The organism is Gillisia limnaea DSM 15749 (genome assembly GCF_000243235.1).
Classification (GTDB): Bacteria; Bacteroidota; Bacteroidia; order Flavobacteriales; family Flavobacteriaceae; genus Gillisia; species Gillisia limnaea.
The window spans coordinates 1306983-1328605 of sequence record NZ_JH594606.1; the positions used below are offsets into that span (position 1 = coordinate 1306983).

The window sequence follows — 21623 nt, forward strand, 5'->3', positions numbered from 1 at the left end:
AAAATCGTTCGAAAACACTGCTATATAGGGTGTTCAATTTTAGTTAAAAGAGAAATAAAAGTAGTTTTTACAACTATTTTTATCAATTTAGAAATAGCGCATGCGCTTTCTACGAAAAACGAATATTTGAAAGGAAGTATTTTAAACTTTAAAAGCCCCTCCAAATTGGAGAGGCTTTTTATAGTACTGAATTTTTTTTATATTTTAAAAGCTTTCTCCTGCGGAAAATATCCCACGCTGCCCAATTCTTCTTCAATTCTCAATAACTGATTGTACTTTGCCATACGGTCACTTCTGGAAGCAGATCCTGTTTTTATTTGACCTGTGTTTAAAGCAACAGCAAGATCGGCAATGATACTATCTTCAGTTTCTCCGGAACGGTGAGAGATCACAGAGGTATACCCGGCATTTTTAGCCATATTAACAGCCGCAATGGTTTCACTTATAGTGCCTATTTGGTTAAGCTTTATAAGGATTGAGTTCCCTATACCTTCCTTTATTCCTCTTCCCAATCGCTCAACATTGGTTACAAATAAATCATCTCCTACCAACTGAACTTTATCGCCAATCTTATCGGTTAAATATTTCCATCCTTCCCAATCATTTTCATCCATTCCATCTTCAATGGAGATAATTGGATATTTGGAAGCCAATTCAGCAAGGTAATCTGCTTGTTCTTCACTGCTTCTTATTTTCCCTGAAGCTCCTTCAAATTTGGAATAATCATATTTCCCATTTTCATAAAATTCGGCTGCAGCACAATCCAAAGCGATCATCACTTCATCTCCGCCTTTATACCCTGCGTTTTTAATCGCAAGTAAAATGGTATCAAGAGCGTCTTCGGTTCCATCTAAGGTAGGAGCAAATCCACCTTCATCTCCAACTGCTGTGCTCAATCCTCTATCGTGAAGCACTTTTTTAAGATTATGGAAGATTTCTGTCCCCATTTTCAGAGCGTGTGAAAAATTCTTCGCCTTTACTGGCATAATCATAAATTCCTGAAATGCTATAGGCGCATCACTGTGGGAACCTCCGTTTATAATGTTCATCATAGGCACAGGCAGCGTATTTGCGCTTACTCCACCTAAATATCTGTACAATGGCATATTCAATTCATTGGCCGCCGCTTTTGCTACAGCCATCGAGACACCCAGAATAGCATTAGCCCCCAACTTTGCTTTATTTGGAGTACCATCCAATTCGATCATGGCCTGATCGATTATATTTTGATCGAATACTGAATAGCCCAATAGCTCTTCTGCCAGGACTGTATTCACATTTTCAACCGCTTTTAATACTCCTTTTCCCATGTAATCACTTCCTCCGTCACGTAGCTCTACCGCTTCATGTTCGCCAGTTGAAGCACCGGAAGGCACTGCTGCTCTACCAAGAATACCATTCTCTGTTGTTACATCTACTTCGACTGTAGGATTTCCTCTTGAGTCAAAAATTTGACGGGCGTGAATATTGATTATTACACTCATAATTCTTTATTTATTATTATTTTCTAAAACAGATAGCAATATACGAATACATGTCTTGATTCACCAGTAAAACAGCAGGTTTTGACTCAAAATTATACGAAAACGATTTCGATAAATCAGTGCTAAAAAAGGCTATTTAGCGAAAGCATCCCAATAAAACCGAAGCCCTAAACCTATTGAGGAACTATTTGAAAAAGTTGTCCTGATATTATATTCTGAAAAATCCAGTTTCTGAAAGGCTTCATCGGTATTTAAAAACATATAATGAACTGCTAAGGAAAACCAATAGGATTCGGTCTTTAGAGCAAGTCCCTCCAAACCTATAGAAAAGCTCCAAAAGGAAACCGGAGCTGAAGTTTTTTGTCGTTCCTGGAGGCCGTAATCTCCATTATTCATCAAAAATAAATAATCTCCCCTGGCTCTTACCGATCCTATATGATATTTGGGAGAAAAAGTAAGAAAAGCATCATCCTTTCCAAATTTCAATTTTGGTGAAAGCGTAAATAAAGAAGCATTAAAACTTTTTTCAAGTCGCTCTAAGGATTGTGCGTTTGGATCGATAGGATTTAAAATATTTTGATCATTTAATGCTCCAAAATATAAATCGTAGCCAATTTCCGGAGCAAAGAATTTCCACTGGTAAACCTGGGCACCAACATTAAAATTACCTATGGAATTATTACTAAATCCTGTATTTCTGTAATATTCAAATCCACCGTAAAGGACGGGGTGGGTTTGAGCAGACACATGAAAGTTAATTCCCAGAAAAAGAACACAAACAATTACTTTGAAAGGAGCCATCCTAATCTTAGTCCAATAATTGGTGAAAGATATGAACCGCCAAGGTTATTAAAACCATAGCCTGCTCCTAAGTTAAGATCTAATTTAAACCCGCTTCCATAATAACGTTGTAATCCCCAAACCGGACCTATTACTCCGCCAAAATCTGAAGACAATTGCAAATCCCCAATTATAGGATCTCCAAAATCAATACTTCCATTTAGTGCAATATAATTTGCGCTGTTATTATCTATATTTTTGTTCTTTCCCAACCTTTTATCAAAATTGTAATAGTAACGATACTGGGTGTGGGCATTCAGAAATATACCAAATTCTGTATCTCTGTTAGACCCACCCGAAATTCCAAATCCTGTTCCTGCACGAAGGTCCAGCGTGGTATTATTAGAAAGCCCCATTTCATATTCCAAACCCGGAAGTAAGAAATTAACCGAAAACAACTTTTTTTCAACATTGGCCTGGCTTTGCGCATTTACATTAAAACCAATAAACACAAGAACAACAAATAGTAATTTTTTCACAAGGGGATTGATTGATTATTGGCTGCTAAATTAGTAATATTTAAAGTTAAAGCAAAAAAAGGGAGCAAAATGATAAATTTTGCTCCCTTTTTTTGCTCTAATTACTTATTTATCAATTTTTTACCAGTTTAATCCTTTCCATAAATTCATCGAATAGATAGGCCGCGTCATGTGGTCCAGGGCTCGCCTCCGGGTGGTATTGAACTGAAAAACAGTTTTTATTTTTCATCCTCATTCCTCCAATGGTGTTATCATTCAAACAAATATGGGTGATCTCAAAATCCAGATGAGCAGCAGTCTCTTTTTCATCTACAGAAAATCCATGATTTTGAGAAGTGATCTCGCCCTTTCCGGTTAAAAGATTTTTCACCGGGTGATTGATGCCCCGATGTCCATGGTGCATTTTATAGGTTGAAATCCCATTTGCTAAAGCAATAACCTGGTGTCCAAGACAAATTCCAAATAGCGGATGATCATTCTCTAAAATAAGCCTTGTCAATTCGATAGCTTCAGCAAGGGGTTTTGGATCTCCCGGTCCATTGGAAAGAAAATAACCATCAGGATTCCAATTGCTCATTTCCTCATAGGTTGCGTTGTAAGGAAATACCTTAACATAGGCATCCCTTTCAGCAAAATTACGCAGGATGTTCTTTTTAATTCCAATATCCAATGCGGCAATTTTATAAGATGCATCTTCATTTCCGAAATAATAAGCCTCTTTCGTAGAGACTTTTGAAGCGAGTTCAAGACCATTCATATCCGGAACTTTCGCCAATTCTTCTTTTAAACCAGCAATATTGTCCACATCTGTAGAGATAATGGCATTCATAGCTCCATGTTCTCTAATATAGGTCACTAAGGCTCTTGTATCCACATCGGAGATTGCAAACAAATCGCTCTTGTTTAAAAATTCTTCCAAAGAATTATCTGCTGCAGGTCTTGAATAGTTATAACTAAAATTCTTACAAATCAAACCAGAGATCATTGGCTGATAGGATTCATTTTCATCCTCACTCACTCCATAATTTCCAATATGTGCATTGGTAGTAACCATAAGCTGCCCAAAGTACGATGGATCTGTAAAAATTTCCTGATAGCCTGTCATCCCGGTGTTGAAACAGACTTCTCCTACTGCACTTCCATCCTTATTTCCAACAGATTTACCGTGGAATATTGTTCCATCTGCCAGTAATATTATTGCCTTTTTTCTTGTTTGATATTTCATCTGTTATTTTATTGTTTTAGGAGACTCCCAATAGCTATCGGGAGTAACATCGATATAATAAGTTCTCTGTGCGAGAAAATTTTCCTAATGAATGTTTCATAACTAGCTATGTAAACTTTCTGAGGTTGTTGGATTGGCTAAAGTACCATATCCAGGTTTCGCGAAAATAGTATAAAATAATTATATAAAAAAAAGGATAAACCTTGACGGCTTATCCTTTTTTAAATTGTGATGTAAAAGAATCATTTCTAAGCTTCTTTAGTATCATCTTTTTTATCTCCCTTAGATTCAGAAGGTTTGGTTTCAGCTTTTGGAGCAGTTTCTTCGGCTTTTGGAGCAGTCTCCTCAGCTTTTTTCTTACCCGCTCTACGAGTTGACTTTTTCTTCTCAGGTTTGGTTAGGTTATAAATTTCGTTATAATCTACCAATTCGATCATCGCCATATCTGCATTATCACCAAGACGGTTTCCCAATTTGATAATTCTGGTATATCCACCTGGACGATCTCCAACCTTTACTGCCACATCACGAAATAATTCGGTAACCGAATCCTTGCTTCGAAGCTTGGCAAAAACCAATCTTCTGTGATGTGTAGTATCCTCTTTTGATTTTGTTACCAAAGGCTCTACGAACTGCTTTAAAGCTTTTGCTTTTGCAACAGTGGTATTAATTCTCTTATGTTCAATTAGGGAGCACGCCATGTTTGCCAACATGGACATACGGTGTGCTTTTTTCCTGCCTAAGTGATTTATTTTTTTTCCGTGTCTCATTACTATTCTGTTTTAGACCTAATTTCAGAGTGAACTAAAACTAGTCTTTATCCAATTTATATTTTGATAGGTCCATCCCAAAGTTTAAACCTTTATTGTTCACAAGCTCTTCAAGCTCGGTCAAAGATTTTTTACCAAAGTTTCGGAACTTCATCAAGTCATTTTTATTATAGGATACCAAATCACCAAGGGTGTCAACTTCAGCAGCTTTCAAGCAGTTTAGCGCCCTTACCGAAAGATCCATATCCACTAATTTAGTTTTTAGCAACTGTCTCATGTGAAGGGATTCCTCATCATAAGTTTCAGTTTGTGCTATTTCATCCGCTTCAAGAGTTATGCGCTCATCAGAGAACAACATAAAGTGATGAATAAGTGTTTTAGCAGCTTCGGTTAAAGCTTCTTTAGGGTGAATAGATCCATCGCTTACGATCTCAAAAACCAATTTTTCATAATCGGTTTTTTGCTCTACACGAAAGTTCTCAATACTATATTTTACATTCTTGATTGGGGTATAAACCGAATCTGTAAAAATAGTACCTAAAGGTGCGTTTGCTTTTTTGTTCTCTTCTGCAGGAACATAACCTCTACCCTTTTCAACAGTAAGTTCCATATTGAAACTCACTTTTTTATCCAGGTTACAAATCACCAAATCTGGATTCAGGATTTGAAAACCGGAGATAAATTTTTGAAAATGACCGGCAGTAAGCTGATCCTGACCTGAGACAGAAATTGTAACGGCTTCGTTGTCTATTTCATCAATTTGCCTTTTAAACCTTACTTGTTTCAGGTTTAAAATAATTTCTGTTACATCTTCCACCACGCCAGGGATTGTAGAGAATTCATGATCAACTCCTTCAATACGAACGGAGGTGATTGCAAATCCTTCTAATGATGATAACAGGACTCTTCTTAAAGCGTTACCAACAGTTAATCCGTAACCTGGTTCCAAAGGACGAAATTCAAATTTCCCTTCGAAATCGGTGGAATCAATCATTATAACTTTATCGGGCTTCTGAAAATTTAGTATTGCCATATTACGACTTCTGTGAATTATTACTTCGAATATAATTCGACGATGAATTGTTCATTAATGTTTTCCGGAATTTGAACTCTACCAGGTACAGAAACATAAGTTCCAAGTTTGGTTTCGTTATTCCAGGTAATCCACTCATAGGTTGCACTTGAGTTGGAAAGTGAATTTAGAATTGCTTCTAAAGATTTCGACTTTTCTCTAACCCCAACTACATCACCGGGATTTAATTGATAAGACGGAATATTTACCAATTCACCATTTACGGTTATATGCCTGTGAGAAACCAATTGTCTTGCTCCGCTTCGTGAAGGAGATATCCCCATTCTATACACCACATTGTCAAGACGTGATTCACACAATTGCAACAACACTTCCCCGGTAATACCGGTTGCACGTGTTGCCTTTTCAAACATATTTCTAAACTGACGCTCTAATATACCATAGGTATATTTCGCCTTTTGCTTTTCCATTAACTGGATAGCATATTCAGATTTTTTACCTCTTCTACGGTTGTTCCCGTGCTGTCCGGGAGGGTAATTTCTTTTTTCAAAAGACTTGTCATCTCCGAAAATTGCTTCGCCAAATTTACGAGCTATCTTAGTCTTTGGACCAGTATATCTTGCCATTTTAAATTTTGTGTTTAAGAAAGCGATTATGAATTAAGGTCACTGTCCTTCGATAATCTGGGTGCTTTCCCTGTTTATACTTATTGTTAATTAAACTCTACGTCTTTTTGGAGGTCTACATCCATTGTGTGGTAATGGAGTAACATCAATAATTTCAGTTACTTCAATCCCTGCATTATGAATAGATCTTATTGCAGATTCCCTTCCGTTACCCGGACCTTTTACAAATACCTTTACTTTACGCAATCCTGCTTCATGCGCTACTTTCGAAGCATCTTCAGCAGCAAGTTGTGCAGCATAAGGAGTGTTTTTCTTTGATCCTCTAAAGCCCATTTTACCGGCTGAAGACCAGGAAATCAAATCTCCTTTTTTATTTGTCAAAGATATAATAATGTTGTTAAAAGAAGCAGTAACATGCGCTTCTCCATTGGACTCAACAATTACTTTACGTTTCTTTTGAGCTGTTTTAGTTTTTGCCATCCTACTTATTATTTAGTTGCTTTCTTCTTGTTGGCAACTGTTTTTCTTCTTCCTTTTCTCGTTCTGGAGTTATTCTTCGTTCTTTGACCTCTTAACGGAAGTCCAGATCTATGACGAACACCACGATAGCACCCAATGTCCATAAGACGTTTGATACTCATTTGTACTTCTGAACGAAGTTCTCCTTCAATTTTGAAAGCACCTACAGTTTCACGAATACGACCGATTTCATCATCGTCCCAATCAGAAACTTTCTTACTTTCATCTACGTTAGCCTCCTTCAGGATTTCCTGAGCTCTGCTCTTTCCAATTCCGAAGATATAGGTCAAAGCTATAACTCCGCGCTTTTGTTTTGGTATATCAACACCTGCAATTCTAGCCATAACTTATCCTTGTCTTTGTTTGAATTTCGGATTCTTTTTGTTTATCACGTAAAGTCTGCCTTTTCTACGCACAATCTTGCACTCGGCACTTCTTTTTTTAACTGATGCTCTAACTTTCATCTTAATTAATATCTATACGTTATTCGAGCCTTTGATAAATCGTACGGGCTCATTTCTAATTTCACTTTATCCCCGGGCAATAATTTAATATAATGCATTCGCATTTTACCCGAAATATGAGCGGTCACAACGTGACCATTCTCCAGTTCTACCCGGAACATAGCATTTGATAATGCCTCAATGATTGTTCCGTCTTGTTCAATTGCTGATTGTTTTGCCATAATTACGCTATTGCTTTTCTGTTTTTTCCAGATTTCATCAAACCATCGTAATGCCTGTTTAACAAATAAGAATTTACTTGTTGCATAGTATCAATCGCAACCCCTACCATAATTAGTAAGGAAGTACCTCCAAAGAACAATGCCCAACCCTGTTGTACACCCAACAGTTGAACTACAACAGCGGGGAACACCGCTATTAAAGCAAGGAAAATTGAACCCGGAAGGGTAATTTGTGACATGATCCTATCCAAAAATTCCCCTGTTTCAGAACCTGGGCGAATGCCGGGTATAAACCCACCACTTCGTTTAAGATCATCTGCCATTTTATTGGTAGGTACTGTAATTGCTGTGTAAAAATATGTAAACACAATAATTAACAAGGCGAAAACCAAATTGTACCAAAACCCAAATATATCACTAAACGCAGCTGCGATACCTTGTGAGGTCTCTCCTTCAGAAAGGCCTGCTACGGCAGCTGGTATAAACATAATAGCTTGCGCGAATATTATTGGCATTACACCGGAAGCATTTAATTTAAGAGGTATATACTGTCTTGAACCAAATACATTCTTCTCATATCCACCGGATGCTGTTCTTCTGGCATACTGCACCGGGATTTGACGAACTGCCATCACCAGCATTACAGATGCAAGAATAATAAGGAACCAAATTACCAATTCTATTAAGATCATAATTAAACCACCATTAGATTCGAAAACCCTGGAAGCAAATTCCTGAATAAAGGCCTGAGGAAGGGTGGCTATTATACCAACCATTATCAATAGAGAAATTCCATTTCCTATTCCTTTATCAGTGATCTTCTCACCCAACCACATCGCAAAAATAGTTCCTGTGGTTAATATAATTACTGAAGAAGCTACAAATGTAACGGTATCTCCAAGTAAAAAGGCGCTTTGAGGCAAAGTAGCAAAAAGGTTATAAATATAACCAGGCCCCTGCACTAAAGTAATTGCTATCGTTAACCATCTCGTTATCTGGTTGATCTTTCTTCTACCGCTTTCTCCTTCTTTTTGTAATTTTTGCAAATAAGGAACCGCAATTCCCATAAGCTGCACTACAATGGAGGCAGAGATATATGGCATAATCCCTAATGCAAAAACGGAAGCATTAGAAAAGGCACCACCGGTAAACGCATTAAGGAGGCCTAAAAGACCTCCATCAGTTTGACTGGCCAGATTGGACAGCTGTGAAGCATCTACCCCTGGCAAAACAACCTGCGCACCAAAACGATAAACCAACAGCAAACCAAGGGTCACTAAAATTCTATTTTTTAGTTCCTCAATTTTCCAGATATTTTTAAGAATATTGATAAATTTCATCGTTTATCTATTATAAAGTAACAACTTCACCTCCGGCAGCTTCGATAGCTTCCTTTGCTGAGGCAGTAAATTTATGAACAGATATTTTCAACGTTGCTTTTAATTCTCCTCTACCTAATATCTTTACTAGTTCGTTTTTTCCGGCTAAACCATTTTCAACCAAAACCTGCATATCAACGGCATCTTTAATCCTACCGTTATCTACAAGCATTTGAAGTGTATCAAGGTTAATTCCCTGGTACTCTTTTCGGTTAATATTGGTAAAACCAAACTTTGGCACCCTACGTTGAAGCGGCATTTGACCACCTTCAAAACCAATTTTCTTAGAGTAACCAGAGCGGGATTTGGCACCTTTATGACCACGGGTAGAAGTTCCTCCTTTACCGGATCCTTCTCCTCTACCTACACGCTTATTATTACTTTGAACTGAACCTTTTGCAGGTTTTAAGTTACTTAAATCCATGTGAATTTATTATTTTGTTTCCTCTACGGAAACTAAGTGTTTAACTTTATCTACCATACCAAGGATATTTGGTGTGTTTTCGTGCTCTACTACCTGGTTTAATCTTCTAAGACCAAGTGCTTCTAAAGTACGTTTCTGGTTTTGAGTACGTTTGATTGCACTTTTAACCTGTGTAACTTTTATCTTTCCCATTTTATCCTTGAATTAACCTTTAAATACTTTATCTAATGTAACTCCACGTTGCTTCGCTACAGTTTGGGCACTCCTCAATTGTAATAAAGCATCAAAAGTAGCTTTTACCACGTTATGAGGATTTGAGGAACCCTGATTTTTTGAAAGTACATCGTGTATACCCACAGACTCCAATACTGCACGTATTGCTCCACCGGCGATTACTCCAGTACCTGTTGCAGCTGGCAACAATAATACTCTTGCTCCACCGTACTTCCCTTTTTGTTCGTGAGGGATGGTTCCTTTGTTTAAAGGAATTCTAACCAAATTCTTTTTGGCATCCTCTACACCTTTGGAAATAGCATCGGCAACTTCTTTAGATTTTCCTAAACCCTGGCCTACTACACCATTTTCGTCACCTACTACTACAATCGCAGAGAAACCAAATGCTCTACCACCTTTTGTAACTTTAGTAACACGTTGTATACCTACCAAACGGTCTTTTAATTCAAGACCCGCCGGTTTTACAAGTTCTACATTTTTATAATCTTGATACATATCTTTTTAGAATTTTAGTCCTCCTTCACGGGCACCATCGGCCAACGATTTAACTCTTCCATGATATAAATAACCACCTCTATCGAAAGAGATTGTTTCTATACCGGCTTTTAACGCCTTTTCGGCAAGATTTTTACCAACCAAAGTTGCTTTATCAATCTTGTTTCCTTCTGCCGAAGTTACGTCTTTATCTCTTGAAGAAGCTGCAGCCAAAGTTTTTCCTTCCACGTCGTCTACTATTTGAGCATAAATTTCTTTATTACTTCTAAATACTACCAATCTTGGACGGCTTTGAGTACCACTAATATCCTTTCGAATACGCTTCCTTATCTTTTGTCTTCTATCTTGTTTTGAAAATGCCATATCTAAAGTCTATTAAGCTGATTTACCAGCTTTTCTTCGTAATTGTTCTCCTACAAACTTAATACCTTTTCCTTTGTAAGGCTCTGGAGCCCTGAAAGAACGGATTTTAGCTGCTATCTGGCCTACCAGTTGTTTATCATATGAAGTCAATTTCACGATAGGGTTCTTACCTTTATCTGAAATTGTTTCAACTTTCACTTCAGGAGCCAATTCAAAAACAATATTATGCGAGAATCCAACTGCGATTTCCAATCTTTGTCCTTGATTTGATGCACGATAACCTACACCTACAAGTTCCAATTGCTTGGTAAACCCGTTTGCTACTCCCTCAATCATATTATTTACCAAAGAACGGTATAACCCGTGCTTTGCTTTTTGGTCCTTCTTTTCAGAAGATCGCTCAAAAGTAATAATTCCATCTTCAATTTTAATGTCGATGTCACTATATTCTTGCGTTAATTCTCCTAATTTTCCTTTTACCGTCACAATCCCGTCCTTAACGTCAACTGTAACGCCTTGTGGGATGGTGATTGGGTTTTTACCTATTCTTGACATTTCTTAAGTCTTTAAGTATTAGTAAACGTAACAAAGAACTTCACCACCCACATTTTCGGCTTTGGCCTGCTTTCCAGTCATCACCCCATGAGAGGTAGAAACTATCGCAATTCCAAGTCCATTAAGGATACGTGGTACTTCGTTTGATCCGGCGTATTTACGTAAACCGGGTTTACTTATTCGCTGAATATTCTTTATTACTGACTCTTTAGTAAGTTTGTCGTACTTAAGTGCTATTTTGATGATCCCCTGATGGGAATTTTCTTCAAATTTGTAACTAAGAATATATCCTTGATCGAATAATATTTTAGTGATCTCCTTTTTAAGATTAGATGCTGGTATCTCTACTACACGGTGGTTAGCAAGTACGGCATTTCTAATTCTTGTTAAATAATCTGCAATCGGATCTGTAGTCATTTGTTTTTATTTGCGAAGGTGGTTTTTCAATCCCGATAGCTATCGGGTGAAACCTTCCTCCTGTTAAATCTTAATTACCAACTAGCTTTTCTTACCCCAGGGATTAATCCCATATTGGCCATTTCTCTAAACATAACACGGGAAAGTCCAAACTGTCTCATATACCCTTTAGGTCTTCCTGTTAATTTGCATCTATTGTGCAATCGAACAGGAGAGGCATTTTTTGGAAGTTTCTGCAATCCTTCGAAATCTCCGGCTTCTTTCAAAGCCTTTCTTTTCTCTGCATATTTCTTCACAGTTTTTTGTCTCTTAACCTCTCGGGCTTTCATTGATTCTTTAGCCATAATTAATTCTTTTTAAAAGGTAAACCTAGTTCCGTTAACAATGATTTTGCTTCCTTATCTGTAGCTGCATTAGTTACAAATGTGATATCCATTCCGGAGATTTTATTCACCTTATCGATATCGATTTCTGGGAAAATAATTTGTTCGGTAACACCTAAGTTATAATTACCTCTCCCATCAAAACCAGTTGCTTTAATACCACTGAAATCACGAACCCTTGGAAGGGCCGATGTGATTAAACGATCCAGAAATTCATACATTCTATCACCACGTAAAGTTACTTTGGCGCCAATTGGCATCCCCTTACGAAGTTTAAAAGAAGCAACATCCTTCTTAGATATGGTTGATACGGCTTTTTGACCGGTTATTGCAGTTAATTCATCTACTGCATAATCAATCAATTTTTTATCTGCTACAGCAGCTCCAACTCCCCGGCTCAACACTATTTTTTCTAGTCTTGGAACCTCCATGATATTGGAGTAACTGAATTCTTCTTTAAGAGAAGACATTACTCTGTCTCTATACTCTTGTTTAAGTCTTGGTACGTATGCCATAACTAAATTACTTCATTAGATTTTTTGGAAAATCTCACTTTCTTACCGTCTTCAGTCTTATAACCAACGCGGGTAGTATCACCCTTTTTATCTATTAAAGATAAGTTGGAAATATGAAGCGGAGCTTCCTTCTTTACTATTCCTCCTTGTGGGTTAGATGCGCTTGGCTTCTCATGTTTGGAAACCATATTCACACCTTCCACGATTGCTTTGTTCTTTTCCCGAAGAATCTTTTGAACCTTTCCCTCTTGACCTTTATGGTCACCAGCGATAATTCTAACTGTATCTCCGGATTTTATTTTAAGCTTGTTCATCATACTATGTATTAAAGCACCTCTGGCGCTAATGAAACAATCTTCATGAATTGTTTATCACGAAGCTCACGGGCTACAGGGCCAAATACACGTGTACCGCGCATTTCACCAGCTGGATTCAAAAGAACACATGCATTATCGTCAAAACGGATATAAGATCCGTCTGGTCTGCGCACTTCTTTCTTGGTACGAACAACAACTGCTGTTGAAACCGCACCTTTCTTAATGCTTCCATTAGGTGTGGCTTCTTTAACGCTGACAACTATTTTGTCTCCAACAGAAGCGTATCTTCTTTTTGTACCCCCTAATACCCTAATCGTCAAAACTTCTTTGGCGCCGGTATTGTCTGCTACTCTTAATCTAGACTCTTGTTGTACCATTTTATTTAGCTCTTTCTATAATTTCTACTAATCTCCAACATTTAGATTTACTCAATGGACGTGTTTCCATTATTTTTACTGTATCTCCAATGTTGCAGTCATTTGTCTCGTCGTGTGCCACGTATTTCTTCGTTTTTAAAACGAACTTTCCATACATGGGGTGTTTTACCTTTTTAACTTCAGCAACCACTATGGATTTCTGCATTTTATTACTGGTAACTACACCTATACGTTCTTTTCTTAAATTTCTTTTTTCCATCTTTCAGCAGAATAACACTTATTGTTGTTCTCTTTTTGTTAACTCTGTAGCAATTCTAGCTATAGATCTTCTTACAGCACGAAGCTGTATTGGGTTCTCTAATGGCGAAACTGCGTGAGCCATTTTTAAATCTGAGTATGCTTTCCTGGTTTCACCAAGTTTTTCCTGCAATTCTGCTACAGATAATTCTCTTACTTCTGATTGTTTCATAACTTCTCTAAATTAAGCTTGATAATCTCTAGCTACAATAAACTTGGTTTTTACCGGAAGTTTTTGTGCGGCAAGTCGCAAAGCTTCTTTGGCCACATCATAAGGCACCCCTCCTATTTCGAAGAGGATTCTTCCTGGTCTAACAACTGCTGCCCAATATTCTACAGCACCCTTACCTTTACCCATACGTACCTCAAGAGGTTTCTTGGTAATAGGCTTATCTGGAAAGATTTTGATCCATAATGAACCTTCTCTTTTCATATAACGGGTCGCGGCTATACGCGCTGCTTCTATTTGACGTGCAGTAAGGAAATTTGAGTCTAATGATTTAATCCCAAATGTACCGTTTGAAAGTCTATGCCCCCTTTGGGAGTTTCCTTTCATACGGCCCTTTTGCATTTTGCGATATTTTGTTCTTTTAGGCTGTAACATTTTTCTTTACTTTAAAAGATTACTTTCTACGACGTGACTTGTTACCACCTCGTGCGGCACCGGGTCCAGGTTTTCCACTACTTTTTTGCTTGTCCATGCCTACAAGAGGGGAAAGATCTCTTTTACCAAATACCTCACCTTTCATGATCCACACTTTAACACCTAATCTACCATATGTGGTATGTGCCTCAACTAAAGCATAATCAATATCGGCTCTAAAAGTTGACAAGGGAATTCTACCATCTTTGTAGCCTTCTGAACGTGCCATTTCAGCACCGTTCAACCTACCTGAAATCTGGATTTTAATCCCTTCAGCATTCATTCTCATGGCAGCTGCGATGGCCATTTTTATTGCACGACGGTATGAGATTCTATTCTCAATTTGTCTTGCAACACTGGAAGCTACTAAATGAGCATCCAATTCTGGTCTCTTGATTTCAAAAATGTTAATTTGAACTTCCTTGTCGGTAATTTTCTTAAGTTCCTCTTTCAACTTATCTACCTCCTGTCCACCTTTACCGATTATAATACCGGGTCTGGCAGTGGTGATAGTAACGGTTATAAGTTTTAGAGTACGTTCGATAATTACCCTGGATACACTCGCTTTAGATAAACGAGCATGGATGTATTTTCTAATCTTATCGTCTTCGGCCAATTTATCGCCGTAGTCATTTCCTCCGTACCAGTTGGATTCCCATCCTCTTATGATACCAAGGCGATTCCCGATTGGATTTGTTTTTTGTCCCATACTCTTCTTAGCTTTGTGTATTATTGTTAGCTCCAAGCACTAATGTAACGTGGTTGGAACGTTTTCTTATTCTGTGAGCACGGCCCTGTGGTGCAGGACGCAATCTCTTTAACATACTACCTCCGTCTACACGGATCTCCTTCACAAATAATTCAGCTTCTTCTATACTTGCGTCCTCATTTTTGGCTTGCCAGTTTGCAATTGCAGACAATAACAATTTTTCCAATTTACGAGATGCATCTTTAGAGCTAAATTTCAATATTTGAAGCGCTCTTTCTACTTTTTCACCACGAACCAAATCTGCGACTAAACGCATCTTCCTAGGTGAAGTAGGGCAGTTATTCAGTTTTGCAAAAGCTAATAATTTCTTAGCTTCCTTTGTTTGCTCTGCTTTTTCTCTTTTACGAACTCCCATAGCTTCAGTTATCTTTTACCTTTATTTTTCGCACCTGCGTGACCTCTAAAAGATCTTGTAGGTGAGAATTCCCCTAATTTATGACCTACCATATTTTCAGTTACGTAAACAGGAACAAATTGCTTCCCGTTATGTACCGCGATGGTTTGCCCAACAAAATCCGGAGTTATCATTGAAGCCCTTGACCAGGTCTTAATAACAGCTTTCTTCCCGGACTCAACATTTTGGGAGATTTTTTTATCTAGTTTATAGTGAACGTAAGGTCCCTTTTTTAATGAACGTGCCATATCTTATTATTTCTTTCTACGTTCTACAATATATTTATTACTCGCTTTTGTTTTAGATCGGGTTCTATAACCTTTAGCAGGTATACCTTTTCTAGAACGTGGGTGACCACCGGAAGATTTCCCTTCACCACCACCCATTGGGTGATCTACAGGGTTCATCACAACCGGTCTTGTTCTTGGTCTTCTACCCAACCATCTGCTTCTACCAGCTTTACCAGAAACAAGCAATTGATGATCCGAGTTTGAAACGGCTCCAATAGTAGCCAAACAAGTGGTTAATATCCTTCTTATTTCCCCGGAAGGAAGTTTGATAACAGCATATTTACCATCTCTTGCCACTAATTGAGCAAAAGCGCCTGCACTACGAGCCATAACAGCTCCTTGTCCTGGACGCAATTCAATACAAGAAATAACAGTACCTAAGGGTATTGTATTAAGCGGCATTGCATTTCCAATTTCAGGAGCTGCAGTTTCTATATCAGAAACTATATTTTGCCCAACCTGAAGTCCATTTTGAGCAACAATATATCTTTTTTCGCCATCTTGATAATTCAATAATGCGATGAAAGCCGTTCTATTTGGGTCATACTCTATAGAGGCAACAGTAGCAGGAATCCCATGCTTGTCGCGTTTAAAGTCGATAATCCTGTAACGTCTTTTGTGACCACCACCTTTGTAGCGCATGGTCATCTTTCCTTGACTGTTTCTACCACCTGACTTTTTAATCGGAGCTAATAAACTCTTCTCCGGCTTATCAGTAGTAATGGCGTCAAAACCATTAACTACTCTAAAACGCTGCCCAGGGGTGATTGGTTTTAATTTTCTAACTGACATTTTTTAATCTTAAAGATTACTATATAAATCAATAGTTTCACCTTCCGCCACCTGTACATATGCTTTTTTATAAGCACTTGTTTTACCAGTGATCACACCTGTCTTTGTATAACGGGATTTGCGATCTGGACGGACATTCATTGTGCGAACTTTAGTAACTGAAACACCATAAGCAGACTCTACTGCGTTCTTAATTTCAATCTTATTCGCCTTATTATTAACAACAAAGGAAAAGCGGTTATTCAACTCGCTATCTGCTGTTGCTTTTTCTGTAATAATAGGTTTTATTAAGATACTCATACTGTTTATTTACTTAAGTTCAACTCAATTCCTTCTAAAGACCCCTCTACAAACACAAGATTATTTGCGTTTAGTATTTTGTAAGTACTTAATTCTGAACTACTTACAACCTCAGAGCCCTTTAAATTGCGTGAGGACAAATATACATTTTTATTTGAGTCACCCAACACTATTAGAGATTTTTTACCTTCAACTCCCAAACCTTTCAAAACGTCGATAAAGTTTTTGGTTTTTGGAGTATCAAATTGAAAATCTTCTACAATTATTATCGCCTTATCCTGAGCTTTAAGAGAAAGTGCAGATTTTCTTGCCAACCTCTTTAAGTTCTTATTAAGTTTGAAACCATAGTTTCTTGGACGTGGTCCAAAAACGCGGCCTCCACCTTTAAAGATTGGAGATTTAATACTACCGGCACGTGCTGTACCTGTTCCCTTTTGCTTTTTGATCTTACGTGTACTTCCTGCTATTTCCGCACGCTCTTTTGCTTTGTGCGTCCCCTGGCGCTGATTTGCCAGGTATTGTTTAACATCAAGATACACCGCATGATTGTTAGGCTCTATTCCAAAAACAGCGTCAGAAAGGTTGACCTTTCTACCTGTTTCTTTTCCTTTAATATCTACAACTGCTATTTCCATTACTTCTGAATGATTACATACGAGTTCTTATGTCCTGGAACACATCCCTGAACAACAAGCAGATTCTTATCTGAAACCACTTTTAAAACCCTTAAGTTTTCTACTTTCACTTTTTCTCCACCCATTCGTCCAGCCATGCGCATCCCTTTAAATACCCTTGCCGGGTAAGATGCAGCACCAATGGAACCCGGGGCTCTTAAACGGTTGTGTTGACCGTGAGTAGCTTGACCCACACCACCAAAACCGTGTCTTTTTACAACACCCTGGAAACCTTTACCTTTACTTGTACCGGAAACGTCAACAAACTCGCCCTCGGTAAAATGTTCAACTGTAATGGAATCTCCTAATTTGTGCTCTCCTTCAAATCCCTTGAATTCAACGACTTTGCGCATTGCTGCGGCTCCGGCTTTTTTAGCATGCCCTGTGGCAGCTTTATTAGCAGTCTTTTTGTCATCGAAACCAAGTTGAAGAGCTTCGTACCCGTCGACCTCTTTGGTTCTGACTTGGGTAATTACGCACGGCCCAGCTTGTATAACGGTACATGGAATGTTTTTTCCATTCTCGTCAAAGATGCTGGTCATGCCTATTTTCTTTCCTATTAACCCAGACATAATTATTAATTATTAATTAAACTATTTATTTAAAAATATTCAGGACCGAAAATACTTTCAGTCCTGAATGTATTTTTACCGTTTTTCCTTTGCGAAACGCTCCGGACATGTTTTTTTGGATTCAAAATTCAAAATTCAAAATTCAAAATCTTGAACCTTGAATTTTTTCATCACACCTTGATCTCTACTTCTACTCCGCTAGGAAGCTCAAGTTTCATTAAAGCATCGATGGTTTTAGATGAAGAACTATAAATGTCCAACAATCTTTTATACGAGCTTAATTGAAATTGCTCTCTTGCCTTTTTATTAACGTGAGGAGATCGCAACACTGTAAATATCTTTTTATGTGTTGGCAATGGGATTGGCCCGGTTACCACAGCACCCGTAGATTTTACGGTTTTTACGATTTTTTCTGCAGACTTGTCTACCAGATTGTGATCGTACGATTTTAGTTTTATTCTGATTTTCTGACTCATATCCCTTTAATTAATCGTTCGTTGTACCCTTAGCTGCTTTTATAACTGATTCTGAAATGTTAGAAGGAGTTTCAGCATAATGAGAAAATTCCATTGTTGAAGTCGCTCTACCGGATGATAATGTTCTTAATGTGGTAACATATCCAAACATTTCAGAAAGAGGAACTTCTGCTTTAATCACTTTTGCTCCAGATCTGTCGGACATGTCATTAACCTGTCCTCTTCTTCTGTTTAAATCTCCTACTATATCTCCCATGTTTTCTTCAGGAGTTACAACTTCTACTTTCATTATTGGCTCAAGAATAACAGCACCTGCCTTTTTAGCAGCAACTTTATACCCCATTTTAGCAGCCAATTCGAACGAAAGTTGATCAGAATCCACAGGGTGGAATGAACCATCTGTTAATTCAACTTTTAAAGTATCCATTTTAAATCCGGCCAATGGACCAGCTTTCATAGCTTCCTTAAATCCTTTTTCTACAGAAGGAATAAATTCCTTAGGAATACGACCCCCTTTAACAGAGTCTACAAACTGAAGGCCTGGACCTTTAAAGTCTTCATCTGCGGGTGACATATTAAATACGATATCACCAAATTTACCACGACCACCAGATTGCTTTTTGTAAACCTCCCTGTGAGTTGCGCTTTTAGTAATAGTTTCTTTATATTCCACCTGAGGTTGCCCTTCATTAACTTCTACCTTGAATTCTCTTCTCAAACGATCTACAAGAATTTCCAGGTGCAATTCACCCATTCCTGAAATAATTGTTTGTCCTGAATTTTCATCGGTTTTAACCTGGAATGTAGGGTCTTCTTCTGCAAGTTTTGCTAAAGCCATACCCATTTTATCAACATCAGCTTTTGTCTTAGGTTCTACAGCGATACCAATTACCGGCGCAGGAAAGGACATAGATTCTAATGTAATAGGATTCTTCTCATCTGTAAGCGTATCTCCGGTTTTAATATCTTTAAAACCAACAGCAGCTCCAATATCTCCAGCCTCAATTCTATCTATAGGCTCCTGTTTGTTAGCGTGCATCTGGTAAATACGTGAAATACGCTCTTTCTTACCAGAACGATTGTTTAATACGTAAGAACCTGCATCCAGCGCTCCGGAATATACTCTAAAGAAAGCCAAACGTCCTACGAAAGGATCGGTAGCAATTTTAAAAGCTAAGGCAGAAAAGGGAGAATCAACATGTGGTTTACGTGATTCTTCTTCTTCGGTATCAGGGTTAACACCAATAATGGCATCAACATCTACAGGAGATGGTAAATATCTCATCACCCCATCCAACATCATTTGAACTCCTTTATTTTTAAAGGCAGAACCACACATCATTGGGATTATAGACATATCGATAGTTGCAGCTCTTAGGGCAGCAATTATTTCGTCCTCAGTAATAGAAGCTTCGTCTTCAAAGAATTTTTCCATGAGAGCTTCATCGTAGTCTGCAACAGCTTCAACCAATAAAGTTCTGTATTTATCGACATCGGCTTTTAATTCCTCGGGAATATCTATAACCTCGTAGGTCATTCCAAAATCATCCTCATTCCAAACGATGGCAGTCTTAGAAATAAGATCTACTACTCCTTTAAAATTTTCTTCATCACCTATTGGAATTTGCAATGGAACCGGGTTTCCACCCAACATGGTTCTTACCTGATTACAAACGTTGAAAAAATCAGATCCCTGACGGTCCATTTTATTAACAAACCCTAAACGTGGAACTCTATATTTATCTGCTTGTCTCCATACAGTTTCAGATTGTGGCTCTACACCATCAACCGCACTGAATAAAGCAACCATACCATCCAGAACACGCAATGAACGCTCTACCTCTACAGTAAAATCTACGTGACCAGGAGTATCAATAATATTTACAGTATATTCTGTATCTCTATAAGTCCACTTACAATGAGTTGCAGCGGAAGTAATGGTAATACCTCTTTCCTGCTCCTGCTCCATCCAGTCCATAGTAGCGGCGCCATCATGCACCTCTCCTATTTTATGACTTACACCGGTATAAAATAAGATACGCTCTGTAGTGGTGGTCTTACCTGCATCAATATGAGCGGCAATACCTATATTTCTTGTGAATTTTAAATCTCTTTGTGCCATTTTGTTTAGAATCTAAAGTGAGAGAATGCTTTGTTAGCTTCAGCCATTTTATGAGTATCTGTTCTTTTCTTAACTGCAGCACCTTCTTCCTTGGAAGCAGCGATAATTTCTCCGGCCAATCTTTGAGCCATAGATTTCTCATTGCGTTTCCTGGAGTAAGAAATCAACCACTTCATTGCAGTTGAAACCTTACGGTCCGGACGAATTTGCATTGGTATTTGAAAAGTAGCACCACCTACACGTCGACTTCTAACTTCTACGTGAGGCATTACATTTGAAAGGGCATCCTTCCAAACTTCAAGAGCTGATTTTTCTTCGTCTTGTTTTTTCTCTTCTACTATTGCAATAGCATCGTAGAACACTTTAAAGGAAACCGATTTCTTACCATCCCACATCATCATGTTTACAAAACGCGTAACCAGTTGATCATTAAATTTTGGATCCGGTAAAAGAGGCCTCTTTTTTGCCTGTCTTTTTCTCATTTCTTCTTTTGAGTTAATTGTTAAGGTTAAAACACTTGAAGCCTTAAGCTATTTTTTGTCTTAACTTCTAACGTTTGTTTTACTTCTTAGGGCGTTTTGCTCCGTATTTTGATCTACGCTGAGTTCTTCCAGCCACACCTGCGGTATCTAAAGCACCACGAACAATGTGATACCTAACTCCCGGTAAATCTTTTACCCTTCCGCCTCTAACCAATACTATCGAGTGCTCTTGTAAATTGTGTCCTTCTCCGGGAATGTATGCGTTTACCTCTTTACCATTTGTTAACCTTACCCTTGCAACTTTACGCATTGCAGAATTAGGTTTCTTAGGCGTAGTGGTGTAAACACGCGTACAAACTCCCCGACGTTGAGGGCACGATTCCAAAGCAGCCGATTTACTCTTCTTGGTTATTTTGGCTCTTCCTTTTCGTACTAATTGTGAAATTGTTGGCATAATTTCTTCTACACTAATTATTGTTAAAAATTACCTCCCTATTTTTTAGGGTTGGCAAAGGTAGAAATAAAAACCATTTATTCAAACGATAATTCATTAATTTTCAGAAGAATCTCCACTTAAATAATAATGAACTATAAAAATTGGAACTCTTATGGGTATCCCCAATTAGAAATTCAGCACTCTTTATGAACAACCTTCAAAATAAAGAGTTAAAAGAAAAAACAGCTTATGCAGC

Annotated in this window: 36 protein-coding genes; all 36 read right to left on the minus strand. The window is 38.0% G+C overall.

Annotated elements, in window-relative coordinates:
* Window positions 1-197: 197 nt before the first annotated feature.
* The 36 genes from eno to rpsL all read right to left on the minus strand — a co-directional run bounded on the left by eno (window position 198) and on the right by rpsL (window position 21385).
* Entirely contained in the window at window positions 198-1484 is a 1287-nt protein-coding gene (gene eno, locus GILLI_RS07635) for a phosphopyruvate hydratase (protein WP_006988519.1), read from the minus strand.
* 132 nt (window positions 1485-1616) lie between these two features.
* Complete coding sequence (locus tag GILLI_RS07640) at window positions 1617-2285, minus strand: hypothetical protein (protein ID WP_006988520.1); 669 nt, start codon at window positions 2283-2285, stop codon at window positions 1617-1619.
* Entirely contained in the window at window positions 2267-2803 is a 537-nt protein-coding gene (locus GILLI_RS07645) for a hypothetical protein (protein WP_006988521.1), read from the minus strand. The genes GILLI_RS07640 and GILLI_RS07645 overlap by 19 nt, the downstream gene beginning before the upstream one ends.
* A gap of 112 nt (window positions 2804-2915) precedes the next feature.
* Window positions 2916-4028, minus strand: coding sequence for a glutamine-hydrolyzing carbamoyl-phosphate synthase small subunit (gene carA, locus GILLI_RS07650; RefSeq protein ID WP_006988522.1), 1113 nt, complete (start codon window positions 4026-4028; stop codon window positions 2916-2918).
* Between the two features lie 248 nt (window positions 4029-4276).
* A complete protein-coding gene (rplQ, locus tag GILLI_RS07655; protein WP_006988523.1) occupies window positions 4277-4798 on the minus strand; it encodes a 50S ribosomal protein L17 in 522 nt (173 codons plus the stop codon).
* 40 nt (window positions 4799-4838) lie between these two features.
* Window positions 4839-5831, minus strand: coding sequence for a DNA-directed RNA polymerase subunit alpha (locus GILLI_RS07660; RefSeq protein WP_040506501.1), 993 nt, complete (start codon window positions 5829-5831; stop codon window positions 4839-4841).
* Window positions 5832-5851: 20 nt separating this feature from the next.
* Window positions 5852-6457: a 30S ribosomal protein S4 gene (rpsD, locus tag GILLI_RS07665; RefSeq protein ID WP_006988525.1), complete on the minus strand. Its 606-nt coding sequence runs from the start codon at window positions 6455-6457 to the stop codon at window positions 5852-5854.
* Window positions 6458-6547: 90 nt separating this feature from the next.
* On the minus strand, window positions 6548-6937 hold the full coding sequence (rpsK, locus tag GILLI_RS07670; RefSeq protein ID WP_006988526.1) for a 30S ribosomal protein S11: 390 nt from the start codon (window positions 6935-6937) through the stop codon (window positions 6548-6550).
* Between the two features lie 8 nt (window positions 6938-6945).
* Complete coding sequence (rpsM, locus tag GILLI_RS07675; RefSeq protein ID WP_006988527.1) at window positions 6946-7320, minus strand: 30S ribosomal protein S13; 375 nt, start codon at window positions 7318-7320, stop codon at window positions 6946-6948.
* Window positions 7321-7323: 3 nt separating this feature from the next.
* Complete coding sequence (gene ykgO, locus GILLI_RS18060; protein ID WP_006988528.1) at window positions 7324-7440, minus strand: type B 50S ribosomal protein L36; 117 nt, start codon at window positions 7438-7440, stop codon at window positions 7324-7326.
* A 5-nt stretch (window positions 7441-7445) separates the two neighbouring features.
* Complete coding sequence (gene infA / locus GILLI_RS07680) at window positions 7446-7661, minus strand: translation initiation factor IF-1 (RefSeq protein WP_006988529.1); 216 nt, start codon at window positions 7659-7661, stop codon at window positions 7446-7448.
* A 2-nt stretch (window positions 7662-7663) separates the two neighbouring features.
* On the minus strand, window positions 7664-9001 hold the full coding sequence (gene secY / locus GILLI_RS07685) for a preprotein translocase subunit SecY (protein ID WP_006988530.1): 1338 nt from the start codon (window positions 8999-9001) through the stop codon (window positions 7664-7666).
* Window positions 9002-9011: 10 nt separating this feature from the next.
* A complete protein-coding gene (rplO, locus tag GILLI_RS07690; RefSeq protein ID WP_006988531.1) occupies window positions 9012-9464 on the minus strand; it encodes a 50S ribosomal protein L15 in 453 nt (150 codons plus the stop codon).
* Between the two features lie 9 nt (window positions 9465-9473).
* A complete protein-coding gene (gene rpmD, locus GILLI_RS07695; RefSeq protein WP_006988532.1) occupies window positions 9474-9656 on the minus strand; it encodes a 50S ribosomal protein L30 in 183 nt (60 codons plus the stop codon).
* 12 nt (window positions 9657-9668) lie between these two features.
* Window positions 9669-10193 (minus strand): 30S ribosomal protein S5, encoded by a 525-nt coding sequence (gene rpsE, locus GILLI_RS07700; protein WP_006988533.1) that lies wholly within the window; start codon window positions 10191-10193, stop codon window positions 9669-9671.
* Between the two features lie 6 nt (window positions 10194-10199).
* Window positions 10200-10556, minus strand: coding sequence for a 50S ribosomal protein L18 (gene rplR / locus GILLI_RS07705; protein ID WP_006988534.1), 357 nt, complete (start codon window positions 10554-10556; stop codon window positions 10200-10202).
* A gap of 12 nt (window positions 10557-10568) precedes the next feature.
* Window positions 10569-11111: a 50S ribosomal protein L6 gene (rplF, locus tag GILLI_RS07710; protein ID WP_006988535.1), complete on the minus strand. Its 543-nt coding sequence runs from the start codon at window positions 11109-11111 to the stop codon at window positions 10569-10571.
* Window positions 11112-11129: 18 nt separating this feature from the next.
* A complete protein-coding gene (gene rpsH, locus GILLI_RS07715) occupies window positions 11130-11528 on the minus strand; it encodes a 30S ribosomal protein S8 (protein ID WP_006988536.1) in 399 nt (132 codons plus the stop codon).
* A gap of 74 nt (window positions 11529-11602) precedes the next feature.
* Window positions 11603-11872: a 30S ribosomal protein S14 gene (gene rpsN / locus GILLI_RS07720; RefSeq protein WP_006988537.1), complete on the minus strand. Its 270-nt coding sequence runs from the start codon at window positions 11870-11872 to the stop codon at window positions 11603-11605.
* A 2-nt stretch (window positions 11873-11874) separates the two neighbouring features.
* On the minus strand, window positions 11875-12426 hold the full coding sequence (gene rplE / locus GILLI_RS07725) for a 50S ribosomal protein L5 (protein WP_006988538.1): 552 nt from the start codon (window positions 12424-12426) through the stop codon (window positions 11875-11877).
* 2 nt (window positions 12427-12428) lie between these two features.
* The gene (rplX, locus tag GILLI_RS07730) at window positions 12429-12740 is read right to left on the minus strand and encodes a 50S ribosomal protein L24 (RefSeq protein ID WP_006988539.1); all 312 of its coding nucleotides are present in this window, start codon (window positions 12738-12740) and stop codon (window positions 12429-12431) included.
* Between the two features lie 11 nt (window positions 12741-12751).
* On the minus strand, window positions 12752-13120 hold the full coding sequence (gene rplN, locus GILLI_RS07735; protein ID WP_006988540.1) for a 50S ribosomal protein L14: 369 nt from the start codon (window positions 13118-13120) through the stop codon (window positions 12752-12754).
* Between the two features lies 1 nt (window position 13121).
* Window positions 13122-13379: a 30S ribosomal protein S17 gene (rpsQ, locus tag GILLI_RS07740; RefSeq protein WP_006988541.1), complete on the minus strand. Its 258-nt coding sequence runs from the start codon at window positions 13377-13379 to the stop codon at window positions 13122-13124.
* Between the two features lie 18 nt (window positions 13380-13397).
* The gene (gene rpmC / locus GILLI_RS07745; protein WP_006988542.1) at window positions 13398-13589 is read right to left on the minus strand and encodes a 50S ribosomal protein L29; all 192 of its coding nucleotides are present in this window, start codon (window positions 13587-13589) and stop codon (window positions 13398-13400) included.
* A 12-nt stretch (window positions 13590-13601) separates the two neighbouring features.
* Window positions 13602-14021, minus strand: coding sequence for a 50S ribosomal protein L16 (gene rplP / locus GILLI_RS07750; RefSeq protein WP_006988543.1), 420 nt, complete (start codon window positions 14019-14021; stop codon window positions 13602-13604).
* A gap of 19 nt (window positions 14022-14040) precedes the next feature.
* The gene (gene rpsC, locus GILLI_RS07755; protein ID WP_006988544.1) at window positions 14041-14769 is read right to left on the minus strand and encodes a 30S ribosomal protein S3; all 729 of its coding nucleotides are present in this window, start codon (window positions 14767-14769) and stop codon (window positions 14041-14043) included.
* 7 nt (window positions 14770-14776) lie between these two features.
* Window positions 14777-15184, minus strand: a complete 408-nt coding sequence (rplV, locus tag GILLI_RS07760) for a 50S ribosomal protein L22 (RefSeq protein ID WP_006988545.1) — start codon at window positions 15182-15184, stop codon at window positions 14777-14779.
* An 8-nt stretch (window positions 15185-15192) separates the two neighbouring features.
* A complete protein-coding gene (gene rpsS, locus GILLI_RS07765) occupies window positions 15193-15471 on the minus strand; it encodes a 30S ribosomal protein S19 (protein ID WP_006988546.1) in 279 nt (92 codons plus the stop codon).
* Window positions 15472-15477: 6 nt separating this feature from the next.
* Window positions 15478-16305, minus strand: coding sequence for a 50S ribosomal protein L2 (gene rplB / locus GILLI_RS07770; protein ID WP_006988547.1), 828 nt, complete (start codon window positions 16303-16305; stop codon window positions 15478-15480).
* Between the two features lie 9 nt (window positions 16306-16314).
* Entirely contained in the window at window positions 16315-16605 is a 291-nt protein-coding gene (gene rplW / locus GILLI_RS07775; RefSeq protein ID WP_006988548.1) for a 50S ribosomal protein L23, read from the minus strand.
* 5 nt (window positions 16606-16610) lie between these two features.
* Window positions 16611-17240 (minus strand): 50S ribosomal protein L4, encoded by a 630-nt coding sequence (rplD, locus tag GILLI_RS07780; protein WP_006988549.1) that lies wholly within the window; start codon window positions 17238-17240, stop codon window positions 16611-16613.
* Window positions 17240-17851: a 50S ribosomal protein L3 gene (gene rplC, locus GILLI_RS07785; protein ID WP_006988550.1), complete on the minus strand. Its 612-nt coding sequence runs from the start codon at window positions 17849-17851 to the stop codon at window positions 17240-17242. The genes rplD and rplC overlap by 1 nt, the downstream gene beginning before the upstream one ends.
* A gap of 170 nt (window positions 17852-18021) precedes the next feature.
* Window positions 18022-18327 (minus strand): 30S ribosomal protein S10, encoded by a 306-nt coding sequence (gene rpsJ, locus GILLI_RS07790; RefSeq protein ID WP_006988551.1) that lies wholly within the window; start codon window positions 18325-18327, stop codon window positions 18022-18024.
* A gap of 10 nt (window positions 18328-18337) precedes the next feature.
* Window positions 18338-20449, minus strand: a complete 2112-nt coding sequence (fusA, locus tag GILLI_RS07795; RefSeq protein ID WP_006988552.1) for an elongation factor G — start codon at window positions 20447-20449, stop codon at window positions 18338-18340.
* A 5-nt stretch (window positions 20450-20454) separates the two neighbouring features.
* Window positions 20455-20931 (minus strand): 30S ribosomal protein S7, encoded by a 477-nt coding sequence (gene rpsG, locus GILLI_RS07800; protein WP_006988553.1) that lies wholly within the window; start codon window positions 20929-20931, stop codon window positions 20455-20457.
* Between the two features lie 79 nt (window positions 20932-21010).
* Window positions 21011-21385 carry a 30S ribosomal protein S12 gene (rpsL, locus tag GILLI_RS07805; RefSeq protein WP_006988554.1) on the minus strand — a complete coding sequence of 125 codons (375 nt, stop codon included), beginning with the start codon at window positions 21383-21385 and terminating at the stop codon, window positions 21011-21013.
* Between the last annotated feature and the right edge of the window lie 238 nt (window positions 21386-21623).